The organism is Solibacillus sp. NPDC093137 (assembly GCF_050280445.1).
Taxonomy (GTDB): domain Bacteria; phylum Bacillota; class Bacilli; order Bacillales_A; family Planococcaceae; genus Solibacillus; species Solibacillus isronensis_B.
Map to the genome: position 1 here is coordinate 1 of NZ_JBNNVH010000012.1, position 18937 is coordinate 18937.

The 18937-nt window shown below is 37.4% G+C and carries 19 protein-coding genes, 1 tRNA gene and 1 other RNA gene; 9 read left to right on the forward strand and 12 right to left on the reverse strand.

Annotated elements, in window-relative coordinates:
• Window positions 1-246: 246 nt before the first annotated feature.
• The 11 genes from ACQKN3_RS19870 to ACQKN3_RS19920 all read right to left on the reverse strand — a co-directional run bounded on the left by ACQKN3_RS19870 (window position 247) and on the right by ACQKN3_RS19920 (window position 8198).
• Entirely contained in the window at window positions 247-516 is a 270-nt protein-coding gene (locus ACQKN3_RS19870) for a pro-sigmaK processing inhibitor BofA family protein (protein ID WP_427714301.1), read from the reverse strand.
• Between the two features lie 63 nt (window positions 517-579).
• Window positions 580-795 carry a YaaL family protein gene (locus tag ACQKN3_RS19875; RefSeq protein WP_251691791.1) on the reverse strand — a complete coding sequence of 72 codons (216 nt, stop codon included), beginning with the start codon at window positions 793-795 and terminating at the stop codon, window positions 580-582.
• A 14-nt stretch (window positions 796-809) separates the two neighbouring features.
• Window positions 810-1406 (reverse strand): recombination mediator RecR, encoded by a 597-nt coding sequence (gene recR / locus ACQKN3_RS19880; protein ID WP_251691788.1) that lies wholly within the window; start codon window positions 1404-1406, stop codon window positions 810-812.
• Window positions 1407-1476: 70 nt separating this feature from the next.
• Entirely contained in the window at window positions 1477-1791 is a 315-nt protein-coding gene (locus tag ACQKN3_RS19885) for a YbaB/EbfC family nucleoid-associated protein (protein WP_008408640.1), read from the reverse strand.
• 25 nt (window positions 1792-1816) lie between these two features.
• Entirely contained in the window at window positions 1817-3568 is a 1752-nt protein-coding gene (gene dnaX, locus ACQKN3_RS19890; protein WP_251691786.1) for a DNA polymerase III subunit gamma/tau, read from the reverse strand.
• Window positions 3569-3723: 155 nt separating this feature from the next.
• Window positions 3724-3991, reverse strand: an RNA gene (gene ffs / locus ACQKN3_RS19895) — signal recognition particle sRNA large type.
• Between the two features lie 117 nt (window positions 3992-4108).
• Complete coding sequence (locus ACQKN3_RS19900; RefSeq protein WP_427714306.1) at window positions 4109-4897, reverse strand: 2-keto-4-pentenoate hydratase; 789 nt, start codon at window positions 4895-4897, stop codon at window positions 4109-4111.
• A gap of 23 nt (window positions 4898-4920) precedes the next feature.
• Window positions 4921-5733, reverse strand: coding sequence for an adenylyltransferase/cytidyltransferase family protein (locus tag ACQKN3_RS19905; RefSeq protein ID WP_427714309.1), 813 nt, complete (start codon window positions 5731-5733; stop codon window positions 4921-4923).
• A gap of 43 nt (window positions 5734-5776) precedes the next feature.
• Complete coding sequence (locus ACQKN3_RS19910) at window positions 5777-6247, reverse strand: flavin reductase family protein (RefSeq protein WP_008408636.1); 471 nt, start codon at window positions 6245-6247, stop codon at window positions 5777-5779.
• A gap of 61 nt (window positions 6248-6308) precedes the next feature.
• Window positions 6309-7310, reverse strand: coding sequence for a 4-hydroxy-2-oxovalerate aldolase (gene dmpG / locus ACQKN3_RS19915; RefSeq protein WP_427714312.1), 1002 nt, complete (start codon window positions 7308-7310; stop codon window positions 6309-6311).
• A 15-nt stretch (window positions 7311-7325) separates the two neighbouring features.
• Window positions 7326-8198, reverse strand: coding sequence for an acetaldehyde dehydrogenase (acetylating) (locus ACQKN3_RS19920; protein ID WP_427714315.1), 873 nt, complete (start codon window positions 8196-8198; stop codon window positions 7326-7328).
• A 339-nt stretch (window positions 8199-8537) separates the two neighbouring features.
• Here ACQKN3_RS19920 and ACQKN3_RS19925 point away from each other — a divergent pair, with 339 nt between their 5' ends.
• The 8 genes from ACQKN3_RS19925 (at window position 8538) to ACQKN3_RS19960 (ending at window position 17730) form a co-directional block, all read left to right on the forward strand.
• Window positions 8538-10364, forward strand: a complete 1827-nt coding sequence (locus tag ACQKN3_RS19925) for a helix-turn-helix domain-containing protein (RefSeq protein ID WP_427714318.1) — start codon at window positions 8538-8540, stop codon at window positions 10362-10364.
• 296 nt (window positions 10365-10660) lie between these two features.
• A complete protein-coding gene (locus ACQKN3_RS19930) occupies window positions 10661-11866 on the forward strand; it encodes an acyl-CoA dehydrogenase family protein (RefSeq protein ID WP_427714321.1) in 1206 nt (401 codons plus the stop codon).
• Between the two features lie 59 nt (window positions 11867-11925).
• Window positions 11926-12900 (forward strand): catechol 2,3-dioxygenase, encoded by a 975-nt coding sequence (locus ACQKN3_RS19935; RefSeq protein WP_427714323.1) that lies wholly within the window; start codon window positions 11926-11928, stop codon window positions 12898-12900.
• An 84-nt stretch (window positions 12901-12984) separates the two neighbouring features.
• Window positions 12985-13836 carry an alpha/beta fold hydrolase gene (locus ACQKN3_RS19940; RefSeq protein ID WP_427714326.1) on the forward strand — a complete coding sequence of 284 codons (852 nt, stop codon included), beginning with the start codon at window positions 12985-12987 and terminating at the stop codon, window positions 13834-13836.
• Between the two features lie 145 nt (window positions 13837-13981).
• Window positions 13982-14074 (forward strand) — tRNA-Ser (locus tag ACQKN3_RS19945).
• Window positions 14075-14239: 165 nt separating this feature from the next.
• Entirely contained in the window at window positions 14240-15502 is a 1263-nt protein-coding gene (locus ACQKN3_RS19950) for a sensor histidine kinase (RefSeq protein ID WP_427714329.1), read from the forward strand.
• A complete protein-coding gene (locus ACQKN3_RS19955) occupies window positions 15502-16380 on the forward strand; it encodes a response regulator (protein WP_251691770.1) in 879 nt (292 codons plus the stop codon). The genes ACQKN3_RS19950 and ACQKN3_RS19955 overlap by 1 nt, the downstream gene beginning before the upstream one ends.
• 81 nt (window positions 16381-16461) lie before the next feature.
• Entirely contained in the window at window positions 16462-17730 is a 1269-nt protein-coding gene (locus tag ACQKN3_RS19960; RefSeq protein WP_353056592.1) for a cation:dicarboxylate symporter family transporter, read from the forward strand.
• 45 nt (window positions 17731-17775) lie between these two features.
• On the opposite strand, the gene ACQKN3_RS19965 is transcribed toward ACQKN3_RS19960, so the two are convergent.
• Window positions 17776-18396 carry an RraA family protein gene (locus ACQKN3_RS19965; RefSeq protein WP_427714332.1) on the reverse strand — a complete coding sequence of 207 codons (621 nt, stop codon included), beginning with the start codon at window positions 18394-18396 and terminating at the stop codon, window positions 17776-17778.
• A 159-nt stretch (window positions 18397-18555) separates the two neighbouring features.
• Here ACQKN3_RS19965 and ACQKN3_RS19970 point away from each other — a divergent pair, with 159 nt between their 5' ends.
• On the forward strand, window positions 18556-18933 hold the full coding sequence (locus tag ACQKN3_RS19970; RefSeq protein ID WP_251691764.1) for a sodium:proton antiporter: 378 nt from the start codon (window positions 18556-18558) through the stop codon (window positions 18931-18933).
• Window positions 18934-18937: the final 4 nt, after the last annotated feature.

The window sequence follows — 18937 nt, forward strand, 5'->3', positions numbered from 1 at the left end:
GCGATCCAACTTCGTTAGAAGTTGAAATCTATTGTTTGCTTCATTTAAGAAGCTTGTTTCATTAACGTTGCTTGTTCAGTTTTCAAGGTTCATTGCGTCGTTTATGTGACAACTTTTATATCTTATCATTCTTAGAATGTTATGTCAACATTTATTTTAAAATGTTTTTTCGATATTCGTTGTCGTCCTTGCGACTTATAATAATATATCACGATATTATTCACTTAGCAATAGTTTTTATTATTTTTATTTAAATAATATTAATAATGTTACGCACATCATACCGGGAAGGCCTAATATTGCTATTGTAAGTACTGAAAAGAAATTGATTGGCACATAAAAAAGTAACCCTGCCGCCCCGATCATTAAGTTCCCTAAAAACAGTACAACGATAACAACTGCTATTTTAAACCAGAACCAGGCAAAGTACTCCCACACTTTCCCTCTTGCGTTTTTGTTTAATAAAAAAAGAAACAAGACAACAAAACAGACCATAGCTAAAACTATGTATTGCATAGCACCATCCTTTTTTATTTAGTGGTAACATATGCAACTGCTTCGCTTCTTATTTCTAAAAGATTATTTAATTAGTACACGACGTACACGTGCTTCTTTATATAAGTAATAATGTATGCTTTCGGCTCTTTTTCGTTCAGCAATTACATCTAGGTTATAATCGTCGGTTAATTCTTCAATTACCTTCGCACTTTGTAAAGCTTCTTTTGTCTCTTTAATAGAAGAAACTAGTTTCTCATCGAATTCTTTTTTGAGTTTCCCTTTCCGAGAAAATAACATGGGGCATCCTCCTATTACAACTCACGTCGACCTTCCAGCGCTTTTGATAAAGTTACTTCATCCGCATATTCTAAATCTCCGCCAACAGGTAATCCATGTGCGATACGTGTAGTGCGAATTCCTGATGGCTTAACAAGGCGGGAAATATACATCGCTGTCGCTTCCCCTTCTATTGTCGGGTTCGTCGCTAAAATTAACTCTTGTACACGCTCGTCATGCAAGCGCCCCAATAACGAAGCTACATTAATATCTTCAGGTCCTATCCCGTCCATCGGTGAAATTGCACCGTGTAACACATGATAAAGACCTTGATAATCACGCATCTTTTCCATAGCTATTACATCTTTCGGATCCTGCACAACACAAATTGTTGATACATCACGCTGTTTATCTGAACAAATGTGACAAGGATCGATATCTGTTATATGACCACATTGTGAGCAATACATTAAATTGCGTTTTGCATCGACAAGCGCTTTCGCAAATGTCGATACAGTATCTTCCTTCATTGTTAATACGTGAAATGCCAGTCGAGCTGCTGTTTTCGGACCAATGCCCGGCAGTTTCATAAAGCTGTCTATTAATCGAGATATCGGCTCTGGATAATGCATCCTGTTCCCCCTTCTTTAAAAAGGCACATCCCAATATTTGAGATGTGCGCTACGTTCTACTTAATTCAACTTAGAAAGGAAGGTTCATTCCTTGTGTGAATTTACCCATTGTAGAATTTGTTGTCTCTTCGACTTTTTTCAATGCTTCGTTTGTTGCAATAACAATTAAATCTTGCAGCATTTCGATATCTTCCGGATCTACTACAGACTCATCTAAATTTACTTCAAGCATTTGACGTTGGCCGTTCATTACTACCTTCACCATACCGCCACCTGCTGCACCTTCAAATAACTGTGCATTTAAAGCCTCTTGTGCTTCCATCATTTCTTTTTGCATTTTTTGCATTTTTTTCATCATGCCTTGCATATTACCCATACCACGCATCTTATTTCCTCCTTAAAATGTGTATTTATTCTTCGATAACCTCAACAAAGTCTTTTCCAAAACGTTTTTCGGCTTCTGTAATGAGCGGATCTTGCGCTTCCATTACTTGAACATCGTCAAGAAAAGGGGGCTCCTCTATTAAATCCTCCACCGCATTCATTTCATCCGATGGTGATTTTTTTTGATTTAAGCCATTTTCATTTATAAAGTTTTCACGCAAACGCATCCAAGCCGGCTCCGGGATACATAAAAGTTCATATTGAATCCCTACTTCCGAAGCAATTTGCTGTGTAAACAATGAAACAAGTGCACTGTTGTCAGCTACCATTTGACAATGTATATCATACTTGAATTTTATCACAAAAGCACTTGCATTTGCGGCTACAGGCTCTGCATCCGCCAATAAAGCTGCATGTGATTTTTGCAAGCTTGCCAAACCACCCGCCCAAGCAGATTTCACTTTTTGCAGGTCAGGTTTTGTTGCAGTTTTTAATACTTCCTGAATACGTCCTGTTGGAGCATTATATTGATTTCCTTGTGGACGTACACGCTGGCGGGCCTGTTCTTTTTGTTGAACAGGGGCTCCCCCTCCACCATTTTGAAGCTGTTGTGACAGTTGCCCTAAACGACTTTCAAGTGAAGCTACCTTACCTTCAATAGCCGGATCGACCGCAGTTGTCCCTTGTGGTGAAGCTTTATATTGGGCCATTTTTAAAAGGGCCGTTTCTAAATATATTTTCGTATGATGCGAAAAGCGCATTTCCTGCTGGGTCTTTGCCAAAATATCGATAAACCCATAAAGTGTATTAGCTTCAAATTGTCCGGCTAATGATAAAAACTTTTCTTCCGGTGAAATAAACTCCAATAATTCCTCTAACGTACCATCTGTTTTTAATAGAAGCAGATCCCGGAAGAAAGTAATAAAGTCTTCCGCAAGGCGTAATGGTTCTTTTCCATCTGCAATTAAGTTTTCGACACTGCCTAATACTTGGGCAACATCCTTTTCCTGTAGTGAAATCGCAATATCGTAAAATGCATCTTGGCTTACAGAACCAGTTACAAGAAGTACATCGTCTAATTGAACGTGTTCATTACTAAATGAAACAACCTGATCAAGTAAACTTAATGCATCACGCATACCTCCTGCTGCAGCTTGAGCAATTGCTTTTAATGCCTGCTCATCATAACCCATACCGATATCTTCCAATACAACCTTCATACGCTCTACTATATCTATAGAAGAAAGTCGTTTAAAATCAAATCGCTGACAACGGGAAATAATTGTTGCTGGTAGCTTGTGAGGCTCAGTTGTCGCTAAAATAAATACCGCATGTTCAGGTGGTTCCTCAAGTGTTTTTAATAATGCATTAAATGCACTCGTAGAAAGCATATGCACCTCATCTATAATGTACACTTTGAAACGCGCATTTGCCGGGGCAAAACGGACTTTTTCGATAATATCACGCATTTCTTCCACTCTTGAATTGGAAGCAGCATCAAATTCGATTACATCTGTATGTGAACCTTCAGTAATACTTAGACATGTAGGGCATTCATTGCATGGCTCACTTGCCGGGGCATTTTCACAGTTCAATGCTTTTGCGAAAATTTTAGCTGTACTCGTTTTCCCTGTTCCTCGAGGACCGGAAAATAAATAGGCATGTGTTGTCTTGCTTGCGAGGAGAGCATTTTGAAGGGTCCTCTTTACATGTGTCTGACCTGACATTTCTCTAAATGACTGGGGTCTATAAACACGATAAAACGCTTGATATGTCAACCTTTCCCCTCTCCCTTCCATTTAAAAATACATACATTAAGTATAGCATAAACTACGTATAATCTCTTTTGAAATGAGGGCAATAAACTCTCTTTTTCATATAAAAAACGCACCCACCAATAAATGATGGATGCGTTTGAAATGGTAATTTAATACCGTGCACCTTTCTTCGACTGCCGCACATAAGCGTTACTCTTGTCGCCAGCTCGGGTTAGGCTACCCCGCGGCACATAAGTGATACCACTTAATGCTGCTTCCTTCCGGACCTGACATGGTTCATGGGTACTTATTGCGCAGGACCCAACCGTCAACACTACGTGCAAAAGGCAGACCAAACAATACGGACAGCCTCAGAAAAGGAATTCAATCTTGCTAGAGCGGATTGCAAGTTACAGGGCACCGCTACCTCCCCATCTAGCACGGCAAGTATTAGTATACTAAGCAAGCTATCAAATTGCAATGAATTGCTTCAATTAAATTTTCCCAACGCTAGCAGAACTATACTCTAGAATGTCCTTTAAATATTTCACATCATCACTTTCACTTGATAAATTGGACTTTCACTTCACCAAGCGTATTAAATGATGCTGTAAATTTGTCACCAGGCTCTGCTACAACAGCAGCAGATAAAGCCCCAGATAAAATGACTTCACCAGATTTTAATGTAACGTTGTATTCATGTAATTTATTCGCTAACCAAGCAACACAAAATGCTGGATTCCCTAATACATCCGTCCCTTTTCCTTCATTAATTAATTCATCGTTTTTTATAAGTTCCATATGAATTGCTTTTAAATCAATATCGTTCACATTAACTTTCTTTGACCCTAGTACATATAATCCGCATGATGCATTATCCGCTACTGTATCTACAAGACTTATTTTCCAATCTTTAATTCGGCTATCTACAATTTCAATGGCCGCTATTACATAATCTGTCGCATCTAAAACATCCTCAACTGTAACATTTGGTCCTACTAAATCTTTTTTTAGTACAAAGGCAATTTCACCCTCAATTTTTGGTTGAAACAGTTTACTAAGTGAAACGCTGCCTTCATTCGGAACTTCCATTGAGTGAAAAAGGTGCCCATAGTCTGGCTGGTCCACTCCTAGTAAATTTTGCATTGCTAAAGATGTTAAGCCAATTTTTTTCCCTGAAATCACTTCACCCTTGCTTGTAGCTGCTTCAACTCTCTGAATCTGAATTGCATAAGCCTCATCAATTGTCATCATAGGGTTTAATATAGAAAGAGGTTCTGAAACGGAAGTATGCTTTTCATAAGCCCTATCTAATAATTCTATAGCTTTTGACATCAATCCCTCTGTCATATTCACTACTCCTTTCATTTCATTTAAATTGCTTTTGATGGAACCGCTTTTTCAACTTGCTGCAACCAGTGAATAGAAAAAATCCCCTTTGGCAGACGTCTTTGCCGTTCCATTCGTTGGATTTGACCTGCTGCATCAATTGAAATATATGTTCTTAATTGTTTATTCGGCAGTTCTAAAATTACTTTATAAATACCTGCAGATGGCAACATTGTCTTTTCAATTTGCTGAAATTTATTACCGTCCCAATGCACCTTGGAATTAAAGTGATCTCCTAAGAAGTGGGGGATTTCATGAACAGCGGCCGCAAGTAAACGTTGACGAATCGCACTTGAGCTGATTTTTTCACCATCATAATCAATGCATTCTACTTTCGTAACCGTAATTTCCCCATTGGAATCAGCCACTATTTGCGAGAGTTTAGCTACACCCTTCACACCGTAGGAAAAATCAAATCCTGCTACTGCATGGACAACATCAAGTTTCATTAAATAATCTTCTACAAATTGACTAGATGTGAGCGCAGCAAACGCCAATGTAAAATCCACCAGATAAAATAAATCAACACCAAGCTGTTTAAGCCGTTTTTCTTTTTCACAAGGAGTTGTTAAGTGCGGTACTATGCTTTGCCCCTTAGATAAAACATTGATAGGATGTGGACGAAAACTCATTACTGCTAATGGTAGTCCGCGCTTACTCGCTTCTTCACGAGCTGTCTTTATCACTTGCTGATGTCCAAGGTGGATCCCATCAAAATAACCGAGTGCCATTACGCAAGAAGTTGCCTGTTTTTGAATCAAGTGCAAATTTTGACTATTAATAAAATGCGTTTTCATCCAACAACCTACCTTTCTATAATCTAAGTTTATTTTTAATAGATTAAGCCTCTACTAATGTACTTAAATTACGATATTTACCTGCAAAGTATAGCAATGGATCGCCATCTGTAATCGTAATATCATTTACCTTACCGATAAATAATGTATGATCACCTTCAATATACTCAGCTGATACCTCGCACGAAACTTGTGCTAATGCTCCTGGAATAACAGGAACATCTGCTAAACGTTCAAATGAAACTTGCTGGTCTTTAATTTGCCCAGCAAAGATTTTTGAAATATCTTCTTGATTTTCTGCCAATATGTTAACAGAAAATTTCTTTGAATCTTGAATCTTAGCAAGCATACGTGCATTTTCCTTAATTGAAATAACAACTAATTTCGGTGTAAGTGAGACAGACATGAAAGCATTAGCTGTCATACCATGTGGCTCACCCTCTGTTTCTGTTAGAATTACTGTAACACCTGTCGCAAACTTCCCCATTGCATCTCTAAATAAACGATCATCCATTTTTATAACCTCCTCATTTAAATTTAAGATTGTATATTTGAATATAATTTCCAACTTCTAATTAAGCTTTCTGTAACTCTGCTGCAACTTCCAAAATCATATCTTCCTGTCCACCTACAGCTTTCCGTCTACCGATTTCCATTAAAATATCCCGTGAATCAACACCGAACTTTTCAGCTGCTTTTTGGGCATGTAATAAGAAACTTGAATATACTCCAGCATAACCAAGTACAAGACTGCCTCTCGTAATCTCTTGTGGTTGCGGTAAAATAGGCGCAATGATTTCCTCTGCAACATCCATTATTTTATAAAGGTCCACCCCAGTTTGAATGTCCATTTTATCTAGTACGCTAACAAAAACTTCTGTTTGCGTATTACCGGCACCCGCACCTAAGCAACGAATGCTACCATCAATACGTTCAGCACCGGCTTCAATTGCTGCCAATGAATTTGCAACAGCTAAAGATAAATTATTATGCGCGTGGAATCCTATCGGGACAGCAATTTCCTGTTTTAACGCCTGTACGCGATCCATTACTTGATTTGGTAATAAAGCACCCGCAGAATCTACAATATATATGACATCTGCTCCGCCATTTACCATAATTTTTGCCTGTTCTACAATTGCTCTTGACTCTGCCATATGCGACATCATTAAAAACCCCACTGTTTCCAAGCCTAACTCTTTCGCATAAGCAAGATGTTTTAAAGATACATCCGCCTCTGTGACATGTGTTGCTACACGTACCATCGAAACACCTAAATCGGCTGCTCGCTTAATATCCGGCTTCGTTGCAATACCAGGTAATGATAACACCGCAATTTTTGCATGCTTTGCTGTTTCTACTGCCGCTTCAATTAATTTGAATTCTTCTGTTAAAGAGCGGCCATATTGAATCGTTGAGCCACCTAATCCATCACCATGTGCAACTTCGATATAAGGTATATTTGCTGCATCTAAACCAGCAACTGCAGCACGCACCTGGGCTTCTGTGAATTGGTGACGCATCGCATGACTGCCATCTCGTAAAGCGACCTCTGTTAGTATGACATCTCGTTTCATCAGTAATCCCTCCCGTTATAATAATGCTTTTGACTTCGCCCATTCCTCGGCAATTTTAATCGATGCCGCTGTAATAATATCTAAGTTTCCAGCAAAAGCAGGTAGGTAGTCTGCAGCACCCGCAACTTCTAAAAATACTGAAATTCGATTCCCCTCCACAAATGGGCGAGACTTAAGACGATAGCCGGGAACATACTGCTGAACGGCTTGTTCCGCTTGAACTAGCGCTTCATAAAGAGTATCTTCCTCTACAGGTCGATCCACTAATAAATGAATGGTGTCATTCATCATAATCGGCGGTTCCGCAGGGTTTAAAATCAGAACGGTTCTTCCTTTCTTAGCACCACCTACAAGCTCGATTGCCCGTGAAGTTGTCGCTATAAATTCATCGATGTTTGCACGAGTTGCAGGACCCGCACTTTTACTTGCAATAGTTGCCACGATTTCGGCATACTCGACATTATATAATTTGGAAACTGCATGAATAATCGGTATTGTCGCTTGCCCTCCACATGTCACCATATTTACATTGTCTGCATTTGGATGAGCATGAAGGTTAACAGTAGGTACAATTAGCGGACCAATTGCTGCAGGAGTTAAGTCAATGGCACGGATGTTATGTGCCCGTAATTGTTCAGCATGCTTTATATGTGTATAGGCACTTGTCGCATCGAATACAGCATCAACTTTCACACCGGCATCCAAAAATCCATCTAACCCTGTGTGAAAGGTTTGAAATCCAGCTTCATGCGCTTTGCGTAAACCATCTGATTCTGGATCAATACCAATTACTGCTACTAATTCTAAGTTGGATGAACGCATTATTTTTTTCATTAAATCCGTACCGATATTACCTGAGCCTAAAATAGCAACTTTTAAATTTGACATTCATTAATCCTCCTTTTGTCGAAACTAGTAAGACATATCATTTGTAAACGCTCTCAAATTTAAGTTGAAAGTAGCATTTACCTGTCTTTTAATAGATGATATTATTTTAAATATTCAAAAATTTGAAATGGAAACAATTCTGGAAAATTAGTTTCCACACTTTACATGTTAAAACTTTCAATACATAAATCCCCCTAGGTCCAAAAAACTCAACGTTTAGAACTTCACAAATAAATGATAGCATAGTGAAAAGAAAGAATATTCACACATTAAATAGCTAATTCTGATTTTTTTTAGCGTAAATCGTTTAAAAAACTTAATTAAGCCAGGGGGATCATTATGAATTTAAAGCGAAAAAATTTAAATGACGTATTTCATTTACCTAAAGATGAGGCTTTAACAGCATTTTATGATCGAATGATAACAATTCCAACTACTGCAAGAACAGCATTAAAAAAAGAACTACTGTCAATTATAGGAGAAGATCGCTCGAAAGGCGTTTTTGTTCGATATGGTTGGCATTGTGGTGTTAGCGATGCTAGAAAAGCAAAGTTATACCACTACGAGGATGAGCTGGAATTGATTTTAGGCGGTACAAAATTTCATATGTTGCACGGCTATGTTGATCGAGTAAGCGTATCTGACATTCATTATGATGAGAAGAATTATTTAAAAAAAATAGACGTTATTTGGGAGAATTCTTTTGAGGCCGATGAGTTTTTGGCAGATGGGAACTTAAGTGATCGTCCAATTTGCCATACACTATGTGGTTATGCAAGTGGCTATTTATCCACGGTATTAGAAAAGACCATTCTTGTAAAAGAGGTGGAGTGTCGTGCAATGGGGTATGAGCAATGTAAAGTAATTTGTATGCCTCTCGAAGAATGGGGTCATCAAGAACACGAATACAGCTATTACCAGTCAACTAGCATAATTCAAGAGCTAGACGAAATAACAGCAAAACTGAAAATAGAGCGTGATTATTTAAAACAAGCAAATGAAGTTCAACGAAAATTAACCCATGCACTTTTATCAAAGCAAGGGCTCCAAAAAATCGTCAATCTATTAAATGAATCAACCGGTTTACCAATATTCATTGAAAACGAGACGAATGAAGTGATTATAAAATCAGCAGATGTCATGATTGATTTTGAGTTGGAAAAAATTGATATTGATACTACTGAATTTATAACTATTACACCTGAACTGGGAATACTTAGAACCCCTATTTATTTTGAAGAGCAAATTAAAGGTTATTGTTCATTTATATATCAGACGGGGAAAAAACCAACGGAATTAGAATACATGATTATCGACAAAACTGCTTTAACAGCATCTGTCATTTTACTAAATGAAAATATTAAAATTGGTACGGAACAGAATATAAAGCGAAGTTTTTTAAGCGATGTATTGGATGGTAAATTAGAGCAAGATGAAATTTATAAAATTGCTCATTACCTCAATTTTCCGCCTACTGAATCGTATTGGTTGCTTACATTAGAAAGAACATTAAATCATTCTAATATTAGTGATGAAATAGAAGTAAACGAAGAGTTGATCAGACAAATTATCCTATTTTTAAATGAAAGAAATATTAATGCCCTTGTCTCGCAAAAGACCGATAAACTCATTATCTTAATTGAATATCCAACATTTAATAGGTTAAATACAGTGCCCCACACATTTATAAACCAGTTACTAAAATACTGCTTACGTCGTTTTAAAAGTTACGAATTTTATATAGGAGCAAGTACGGTTATAGAAGATTTGAGCCAAATCAATATTTTATACAACGAGACATTGGCAGCGTTAAAGGCAAAAAACCCAGAAAAGCATATTTGTTTCTATGAAGATCTGGAAATTGAAGGCGTACTTTTCCAAATTAAAGACGAGGTTCTAATCGATCGCTTTGTAATGCAACAATTAGGTAAATTATTGGAGATAGACAAAGATTACGATTTAACAAAAACGATTTATACCTATATTGAGAATGGCATTAATATCAATAAAACCGCGAAAGCTCTTTCCATGTCTATTAGTGGATTAAGGTACCGCTTATCTAAAATCAGCGAAATTTTAAATATTGGCTTAGATGATACAAAGCGTCTTTTCTCTGTCTATATGGCATTAAAAGTATTAAAAGTTAAAAACCAAATTATATTTTAAAGTCCCCCTTACTATTAATTTAAAAGTTCTTAAAGCCTTAGAAAGTAGCATTTTTTACTTTCTAAGGCTTTTTTTAAAATCAGTAAAGAATATTAACAGCATGAATAGAGCGTTAAATAACTATTATTACTCATTCCCCCAACTCCAATAAAACGTATTTAGTCTAAATATTCTAAAAAAATACGTTTTTCCGTACTTTAAATAGCTATCTCAATAAATTCAGATAATTATAATAATAGATAACCAGTACGACAAGATGCTGTGATAACGCTTACAAATTAAAAAGGAGGATTTATATGACAATTAATTCTTTGGCACTTCTTGAAAAGACATTGAATCGTGAAGAACTACTCCAAAAGGCAAAAGAAGTAGGTGAGTTAGCAGAGAAATATGCAGATCAAACTGATTTTGATAGAAAATTACCGGATGAAGTCATGGAAAAGGTAAAAGAAGCCGGCTTCCACAAGTTACTTAGACCAAAAGCATATGGTGGGCAAGATTTAGACTACTATACATTTGGGGATATTATCCGAACTGTAGCGAACTATAATGTTTCAGCAGCATGGTTAACATACTTTGCTATTATTCATGAAACTTGGCCAGCTTTTTTAGACAAACAAGGTCGGGAAGAGCTATTCGGCACAGGGGAATTAATGGCCGATGTATTTGCTCCGATTGGTAAGGTCGTAAATGATGGTGAAGGATATCGTATATCAGGAACATGGAACTTCTGCAGCGGCATTCCTTACTGCGACTGGGTTGCACTAGGCGCTATTCATCAATTGCACGATGGGACAGAACCAGAATTTGGCCTGTTTATTGTCCATAAAAGAGATTTTGAAATTGTTGAAAACTGGGATTCCCTAGGTTTACGGGGAACAGGCAGCAACGCTGTAAAGTTAGATAATGTCTACGTTCCAGCAAATTATGTTTTTCCGGTAACTCGAGTAGTGAATGGGGCAACCGCACCGGACGGTAATTACGAACCGGATTACCAAATTTTCAATGTTCCCTATCTTGCATTCTTCTTAGCTGGTTTCTCACATGTAGCAATTGGTGGTGTGGAACGCTTAATACGAAACTTTAAAGAAAAAACAGAACATCGTGTTCGTATTTTCAACAATAATACAAATGAAAAAAATGCAGGTACGGCACAGCGGACACTTGCAGAATTAAATATACAACTAACTGCTTTAAAAGCTTTAGCAAAAGATTATGCAGATCGCTTACACCGTTACCAGGATGAGGGTATCCGCGTTTTAGATGAAGAAGAACGCGAACAGTTATTTGCAATTCGCGGCTATATTGCAAAAACTTCTGCAGAAATGGCCACTCGTATTTTAATCACGCTTGGTGGTAACTCAGTCTACAAGAGTGATGGAACAGAAAGATTTGTTCGAGATATTCTTACCGTTGCTGCTCACCCAACACATCAATATGAAGATGCAATGGCCGGATACGGAAGCGCAATTCTTGGATTCAAAGGACATCCGACTTGGTAAATTCAAAACTATGAATTTTACTATAAAAAATAAACTTATGAAAAGTGGAGGAATTTAATATGACAAAAGAGCCTATGTTTGACGTTGCACAACTTGCACACTTTGAAATTTACAGCCCTAAATTAGAGGAATCAGTAGAATTCTTCAAAAATATTCTTGGTATGGATGAAGTAGGTCGTCGAGGTAACTCAGTTTATATGCGTGCTTACGAGGATCATTACCATAACACGTTAATCATTACAGAAAATGAAGAAGCTGGTTTAGGTCATATTGCTTTAAGAGCTACTTCTGCTCAAGCATTAGAGCGCCGTGTAGCTGAAATCGAAAAAACTGGATATGGGATTGGTTGGATTGAAGGAGATGTCGGTCACGGTCGTGCATACCAATTTACAACTCCAGACGGTCATAAAATTGAGCTTCTATGGGATGTTGAGTATTATGAAGCCCCTGAAGACCAAAAAACACCATTATTAAATCGCCCGCAAAAACGTCCAAATCGCGGTGTGCCGGTTCGTCGCTTAGACCATATCAACTTATTAGCAAGCGATACTGACAAAAACGTTGAGTTCTTAAAAGAGGTGCTTGGTTTTAACTTACGTGAACGCATCGTAGCGGACGACGATTCTTCCATAGCTGCATGGTTAAGTGTAAGTAATTTAGTTCATGACATTGCAATTATGGGCGATGCATTAGGTGAATCAGGTCGCCTGCACCATATTTGCTATTGGTACGGATTCCCTCAGCATTTATCAGATGTTGCAGACCTATTAATTGAAGCTGGCTATAATATTGAAGCCGGTCCAGGTAAGCATGGCGTAACTCAAGCTGCATTCTTGTATGTAATGGAACCAGGTGGAAACCGTGTAGAATTATTCGGTGACCCAGGCTATCAAATTTTTGATCCTTCTTGGAGAACTGTGGAATGGAAAGGTAAAGATTTAGAAAAATCTATTATTTGGCATGGTTCTACCTTACCGCAGGAATTCTTCCAATATGGTACTCCTATTAAATCTGGAGAACTTGTTAAACCTTAGAAATATAACTTATTAGAAAGATGGACCTTGTTTTCTTCTTTCTAATTAATTCTCAATACAATTAACAAAAAAGGAGTGGCTGAATTGAACATTAGTTCAAACTATTTAAATATCAATGGTGTTAACACACACTATCATGAAGAAGGTACTGGAAGTGAAACAATCATTTTAATACATGGATCAGGACCTGGTGTGTCTGCACTTGCAAACTGGCGTTTAGTTATCCCACGTCTTAGTGAATCGTATAGAGTTTTAGCGCCGGATGTTATCGGTTTTGGTGAAACAGATAAATTAGCAGACAATAATTACAATATTGAGCTATGGGTGGAGCACTTAATTGGCTTTATTGAAAAGGTTGCTGATGAACCCGTTTATTTAGTTGGTAATTCATTTGGTGGTGCATTGTCTCTTCATATCGCATATCGCAGACCAGATTTAGTAAAAAAATTAATCTTAATGGGTAGTGTTGGCACAAAGCATCCAATTTCTAATGGTCTAGACCGTGTGTGGGGCTATGAACCAAGTTTAGAAACAATGAAAGAGCTTATTAAATTGTTCTCGTACGATCAAGCAGCTGCAAATAATGAGGAACTTGTTCGCATGCGCTATGAAGCGAGCATGCGCCCTGATGTAAGAGATGCGTTCTCGGCAATGTTCCCGGAACCGCGTCAAAAAATGTTAGATGAAATGGCTTTAGAAGATGAGCAGATTAAGCAAATTGAGATTGAAACATTAATTTTCCATGGCCTGAATGACCAAGTGATTCCAATCGAAGAAACAAGCTATCGATTAATTCAATTACTACCTCACGCACAACTACATGTATTTAATGAATGTGGGCACTGGACTCAAATCGAAAAAACAGAACCATTCATTGAAAATATTTTAAGCTTTTTAAAAAATTCATCGAATAAAGTTTATGCCTCAAAAAAATAAATCAATAGTAAAACGAGACATCCTCTATAAATTTGGATTTCTCGTTTTCTCTATTTAATCAGCTTATAATTTTCCCGAAAAAATTATTGACGCAAATCTCATTCCGTGGTAAATTAATCTTTGTCGAAAAGACATTTTATATTTTGGAGGTATACCCAAGTCTGGCTGAAGGGATCGGTCTTGAAAACCGACAGGCGGGTAACACCGCGCGGGGGTTCGAATCCCTCTACCTCCTCCATTTTTGAACTTTTATCCGCTACATTAGTTGAGCGGTTTTTTTATATCTAAATTCACCTTAAGGTACTATTTCTATTTGATGGAAATAGTACTTTTTTGTATTTATAGACAACTTTCTTGTACAATTAATTACTATGTCATATATGTAAAGGGCGGTATATCAAAATTGGAATCGACTCAGCCATATATTAAAACAACTAAATTATTCTTATTTATGCTACTCGTCGGTTTATTGACTGCTATTGGTGGCGAAATTAAAATAATTCCTTTTGAAGAAGGACCTTTTCGTTTCGGTTTAGGGAGCATTATTTTCTTTTTCGCTTTACTGATTCGTCCATTACCGATTGTATCTACTGGTTTATTGACTGCACTAATCGTCATTTTCGGTCGTTCATTACTGGATATTTTTATTTATGGACAAAGCTTCCTTACTCATATCTTTGAACATTTGCCGGCCGGTGCTTTTTATATAGTTTTTGCACTATGCTTCAAACTAATTCCGCTGGACGAGTTAAAAAAACAGCCGCTTGTGCTCGGTTTATTGGCAACAGCATTTGAAGTAATATCGAACACGATTGAACACGTTTTAACGGACATTCTACTTGTTTCTGATCAGGAAACGTTTACTTCTTTTTTGCTGTTCATCCTCGTTGGATTGTTACGCAGCTATTTTGTTGTAGGCATTTACAGCATGATTACGATGTCGGAACAGAAAAAACAGCTGAAACAGCTCATGACGATTCATTCGGAGTTATATGTAGAAGCATTGTATCTTCAAAAAACGATGCACCAAATTGAGCAGCTTACAGCAAACAGTTACCAGCTTTACAAAAAGCTGAAATCAAACGAATTGCAGCTAGCTTCTGAAGCTTTACATATTGCCCAGGAAATCCATGAAGTAAAAAAAGACAATGAGCGTATTCATGCCGGGCTCTCTAAAATTACGACGAGAAACTACCCGTCAAATTTTCTATTGTCTGATTTACTAAGTTTTATTGTGGAAGCAAATGAAAATTATTCCACCTATTTAAATAAATCGATTTCCTTTACACTGATTTGCCCAGATGATTTTCAAACAAAAGACCATATTGCACTATTTGCTATTTTGAATAATTTAATGGCAAATGCTGTGGAGGCAATTGAAGAAAGCGGATATATTACGCTGAATGTTGTAGTCGACCAGGATATGACTTCTTTTATTGTAGAAGATAATGGAGTTGGTATTGAAGCAGCGCTCATTCCGATCATTTTTGATGCAGGCTATACATCCAAGTTTAATGAACAGGGCCAAGGTTCTACAGGAATCGGTCTTTCCCATACAAAAACAATTGTTGAAAATCTTCAAGGAAATATTCACGTAACAAGTGATACGTCGACTTGCTTTGTAGTGCAAATTCCTACAAAAAATATTCAAAAGGAGAATTACTAATGCGCTATTTTATAGTAGATGATGACCGAGCAAGCCGTATGATGCTCAGTAATATTATTAATGACTGTGAACTCGGAGCTGTTATTGGAGAGGCAAAAAACGGTCTGGATGCCATTCCCCAAATTTTAATGATGCAGCCGGAGTTTGTATTAATCGATTTACTAATGCCGAAGTTGGATGGAATTGAAACAATTGAACGCCTTCAACAAAATGGTTTCAAAGGTCAGTTTATTATGATCTCACAAGTTGTTAATAAGGAAATGGTCGCTGAAGGCTATTCAAAAGGAATTGAATTTTTCATTCATAAGCCTATTAATAAAGTTGAAGTACAAATGGTATTAAAAAGGACAACCGAGCAATACTTATTAAGAAATTCCTTGCAAGTTATTCGCCAGTCTCTGACAAACTTTGATATTACAGATGTGACACATACAAAAAAAACGGCACGGGAACATATTCAATCCATCTTGAATGATATGGGAATTGTCGCTGAAGTCGGCAGTGAGGATATTATCAAAATTATAGAACAGCTATTAATCGAAAAGCATAAAATTGCACCGCTTCCCCCATTAAAGGAAGTATATGAACGTGTTGCCATGCTGACGAAAAATACGCCGGATGAAATTTTAAAGGAAAGTAAAGCAATTGAACAACGTGTACGCCGCACTATATTAGCTGCAATGATTAACTTGGCAAATTTAGGAATTGTCGATTATACAAACTCTGAATTTGAGTATTATACCCCACGCTATTTTGACTTGACGGATATTCGTTATTTAATGAATCAAATAGAGAAAAATGAGCAACGTAAAGCAAAAGTAAACATAAAAAAATTCATTCAAGTTTTATATTCTGAAATTATTAGTAAAGTTGATTAGTCGGATTTTGTCGGATTTTGTATGTATCTAATAAAATTAGTTTTAGGCTAGTCCTGAATCTGATTTTTTAGGAGGAACTATATTTTGAAAAAGTTTAAAATTAGTTTAGCCGCACAAATTTTAATCGGTCTTGTACTCGGTGTTATCGTAGGTGCTGTGTTCTTTGGTAACGAAACTGCACAGTCATACTTACAGCCACTTGGCGATATTTTCTTAAACTTAATTAAGATGATCGTAGTACCGATTATTATTTCGACACTAATCGTTGGTGTTGCCGGAACTGGTGATATGAAACAATTAGGTCGTCTTGGCGGTAAAACACTTATTTATTTCGAAGTTATTACAACAGTTGCGATTGTTGTTGGTTTATTAGCAGCTAACCTATTCCAACCAGGTGCTGGTATTGATATGAATGCATTAGAGAAATCTGATATTTCTTCTTATGTAGAAACAACGGAAGCTGAAGAAGATAAAAGCAAAATCCAAATTATTGTAGATGTCGTTCCTAAAAACATTATAAATGCAATGGCAGAAGGCGATATGCTAGCAATTATTTTCTTCTCTGTAATTTTCGGTTTAGGTGTAGCAGCAATTGGTGATCGCGGAAAACCAGTGCTCGCATTCTTCCAAGGTACTGCAGACGCCATGTTCTGGGTCACAAACTTAGTAATGAAATTCGCACCAATTGGGGTATTTGCACTTATAGGTGTAACCGTTTCCAAATTCGGTATAGAATCCCTTATACCATTAGGAAAACTGGCGATTTTAGTATATGCAACAATGATTTTCTTCGTAATTGTTGTATTAGGTCTTACTGCCCGTATTTTCGGTATTAATATCTTTAAATTAATTCGTATGATTAAGGACGAGCTATTACTGGCTTATACTACTTCTTCATCAGAGACAGTATTACCTCGTATTATGTTAAAAACAGAAAAAATGGGTGCACCGAAAGATATCGTATCATTCGTAATCCCAACAGGTTATTCATTCAACTTAGACGGTTCTACTCTTTACCAGGCGATTGCAGCAATCTTCATTGCGCAAATGTACGGTATTGACCTTTCAATTATGGAACAGATTACATTAATGCTTGTATTAATGGTAACATCTAAAGGGATTGCGGGTGTTCCAGGGGTATCTTTCGTAGTACTTCTTGCAACATTAGGTTCTGTAGGTATTCCACTTGAAGGTTTAGCATTCATTGCAGGTATTGACCGTATTTTAGATATGGCTCGTACAGCTGTAAACGTAGTAGGTAACACATTGGCAGCACTTGTTATGGCGAAATGGGAAAAACGTTTCGACGAGAAGCAATTTGCTGAATACCAAGCTGCGAACTTAAAATAAAATTAGAAAATGGCGTAGTGAACAATATATTCGCTACGCCATTTTTTATTTCACTACTTTTGCTAAATATGCGCGGATTGATGCTTCCCCGTTATATAATGCTTCATGTGCCCGCTCTTCATCTTTTGCCACTTTTGCTTCTGCAGCCTCAATAATCTGCTCAATATCCTCCTGAGGGATAATAACAACCCCATCACTATCACCAACTACATAATCGCCTGTTTGAACAGCCACATTTCCTACAGACACGGCTATGCCTACTGTCCCACCACCATGTTTATTGCCTGCTGCTACTGTTGTACCTAATGCAAATACCGGAAAATCAATTTCCTTTGCAGCTGCTATATCGCGAATAACCCCGTCCACAACAAAACCTTGGACACCGACACCTTGCGCAAGCTGCATAACAAAGTCCCCAGCTACAGCACGATTCGTATTACCTTTAGCATCGATGACTAAAATTTCCCCTTTTTCAGCCTGGCTTATTGCTTCCAGTACCGCACCATTTTCCCCGTCCGGCAGACGTACCGTTCTCGCTTGTCCGGCAATTTTAAAGTGATCGGCAAGCGGTTTAATTGCTGATGCTACATTCGTATGTCCCCCTGTTGCATCGGAAATTGCTGTCGTTGGTAGTGCCTGTAAGCGATCTATCATCGATAAAGTCATATTTCCATCCCCTTTTTGCTATAATGTTACAAATCGTTAAAATTTGTAATTACTTTAAGCATAAACGATACAACTTTTTCTTCGCAATATTTTTTAAAGTCGTTAAAAATATACTTATATTGGGAATGCTACTAATACAGGAAAGGGGGGGGAACTATATTGAACAACCCGCTCATTGAATCGGTAACAGATGAAAGTGGCCAAATAACTTATAAGATGAAGACCTTCGATATACAAGTTACTGCCCGGCTGACAGGTGGTCTTGCCCCTACAATCACGTATATGCATCAAGATAAAGATGTTACGGATGATATACGTGCGATTCGCTTCCATTTTGAAAATCCGGCATCATATATCGATAACTACGCTTCTTTTCAGAGGATGCTTTATGAAAGGGAACAGCGCGCAGTGAACGAGCTATACGAATCCATCAGTATAAAACCTAAAAATATGACGACAAGTAAGCAAGTTTTATGGAGCTTCTTCGTCTTTCTGCTCATTATGACACCTATTTTTATTATCGTTTGGGCGAAATAAAAAA

Coding starts and splice junctions, on each gene's coding strand:
- ACQKN3_RS19870 (WP_427714301.1), bottom strand. CDS start 516: ATGCAATACATAGTTTTAGCTATGGTCTGTTTTGTTGTCTTGTTTCTT.
- ACQKN3_RS19875 (WP_251691791.1), bottom strand. CDS start 795: ATGTTATTTTCTCGGAAAGGGAAACTCAAAAAAGAATTCGATGAGAAA.
- recR (WP_251691788.1), bottom strand. CDS start 1,406: ATGCATTATCCAGAGCCGATATCTCGATTAATAGACAGCTTTATGAAA.
- ACQKN3_RS19885 (WP_008408640.1), bottom strand. CDS start 1,791: ATGCGTGGTATGGGTAATATGCAAGGCATGATGAAAAAAATGCAAAAA.
- ACQKN3_RS19900 (WP_427714306.1), bottom strand. CDS start 4,897: ATGACAGAGGGATTGATGTCAAAAGCTATAGAATTATTAGATAGGGCT.
- ACQKN3_RS19905 (WP_427714309.1), bottom strand. CDS start 5,733: ATGAAAACGCATTTTATTAATAGTCAAAATTTGCACTTGATTCAAAAA.
- ACQKN3_RS19910 (WP_008408636.1), bottom strand. CDS start 6,247: ATGGATGATCGTTTATTTAGAGATGCAATGGGGAAGTTTGCGACAGGT.
- dmpG (WP_427714312.1), bottom strand. CDS start 7,310: ATGAAACGAGATGTCATACTAACAGAGGTCGCTTTACGAGATGGCAGT.
- ACQKN3_RS19920 (WP_427714315.1), bottom strand. CDS start 8,198: ATGTCAAATTTAAAAGTTGCTATTTTAGGCTCAGGTAATATCGGTACG.
- ACQKN3_RS19925 (WP_427714318.1), top strand. CDS start 8,538: ATGAATTTAAAGCGAAAAAATTTAAATGACGTATTTCATTTACCTAAA.
- ACQKN3_RS19930 (WP_427714321.1), top strand. CDS start 10,661: ATGACAATTAATTCTTTGGCACTTCTTGAAAAGACATTGAATCGTGAA.
- ACQKN3_RS19935 (WP_427714323.1), top strand. CDS start 11,926: ATGACAAAAGAGCCTATGTTTGACGTTGCACAACTTGCACACTTTGAA.
- ACQKN3_RS19955 (WP_251691770.1), top strand. CDS start 15,502: ATGCGCTATTTTATAGTAGATGATGACCGAGCAAGCCGTATGATGCTC.
- ACQKN3_RS19965 (WP_427714332.1), bottom strand. CDS start 18,396: ATGACTTTATCGATGATAGATCGCTTACAGGCACTACCAACGACAGCA.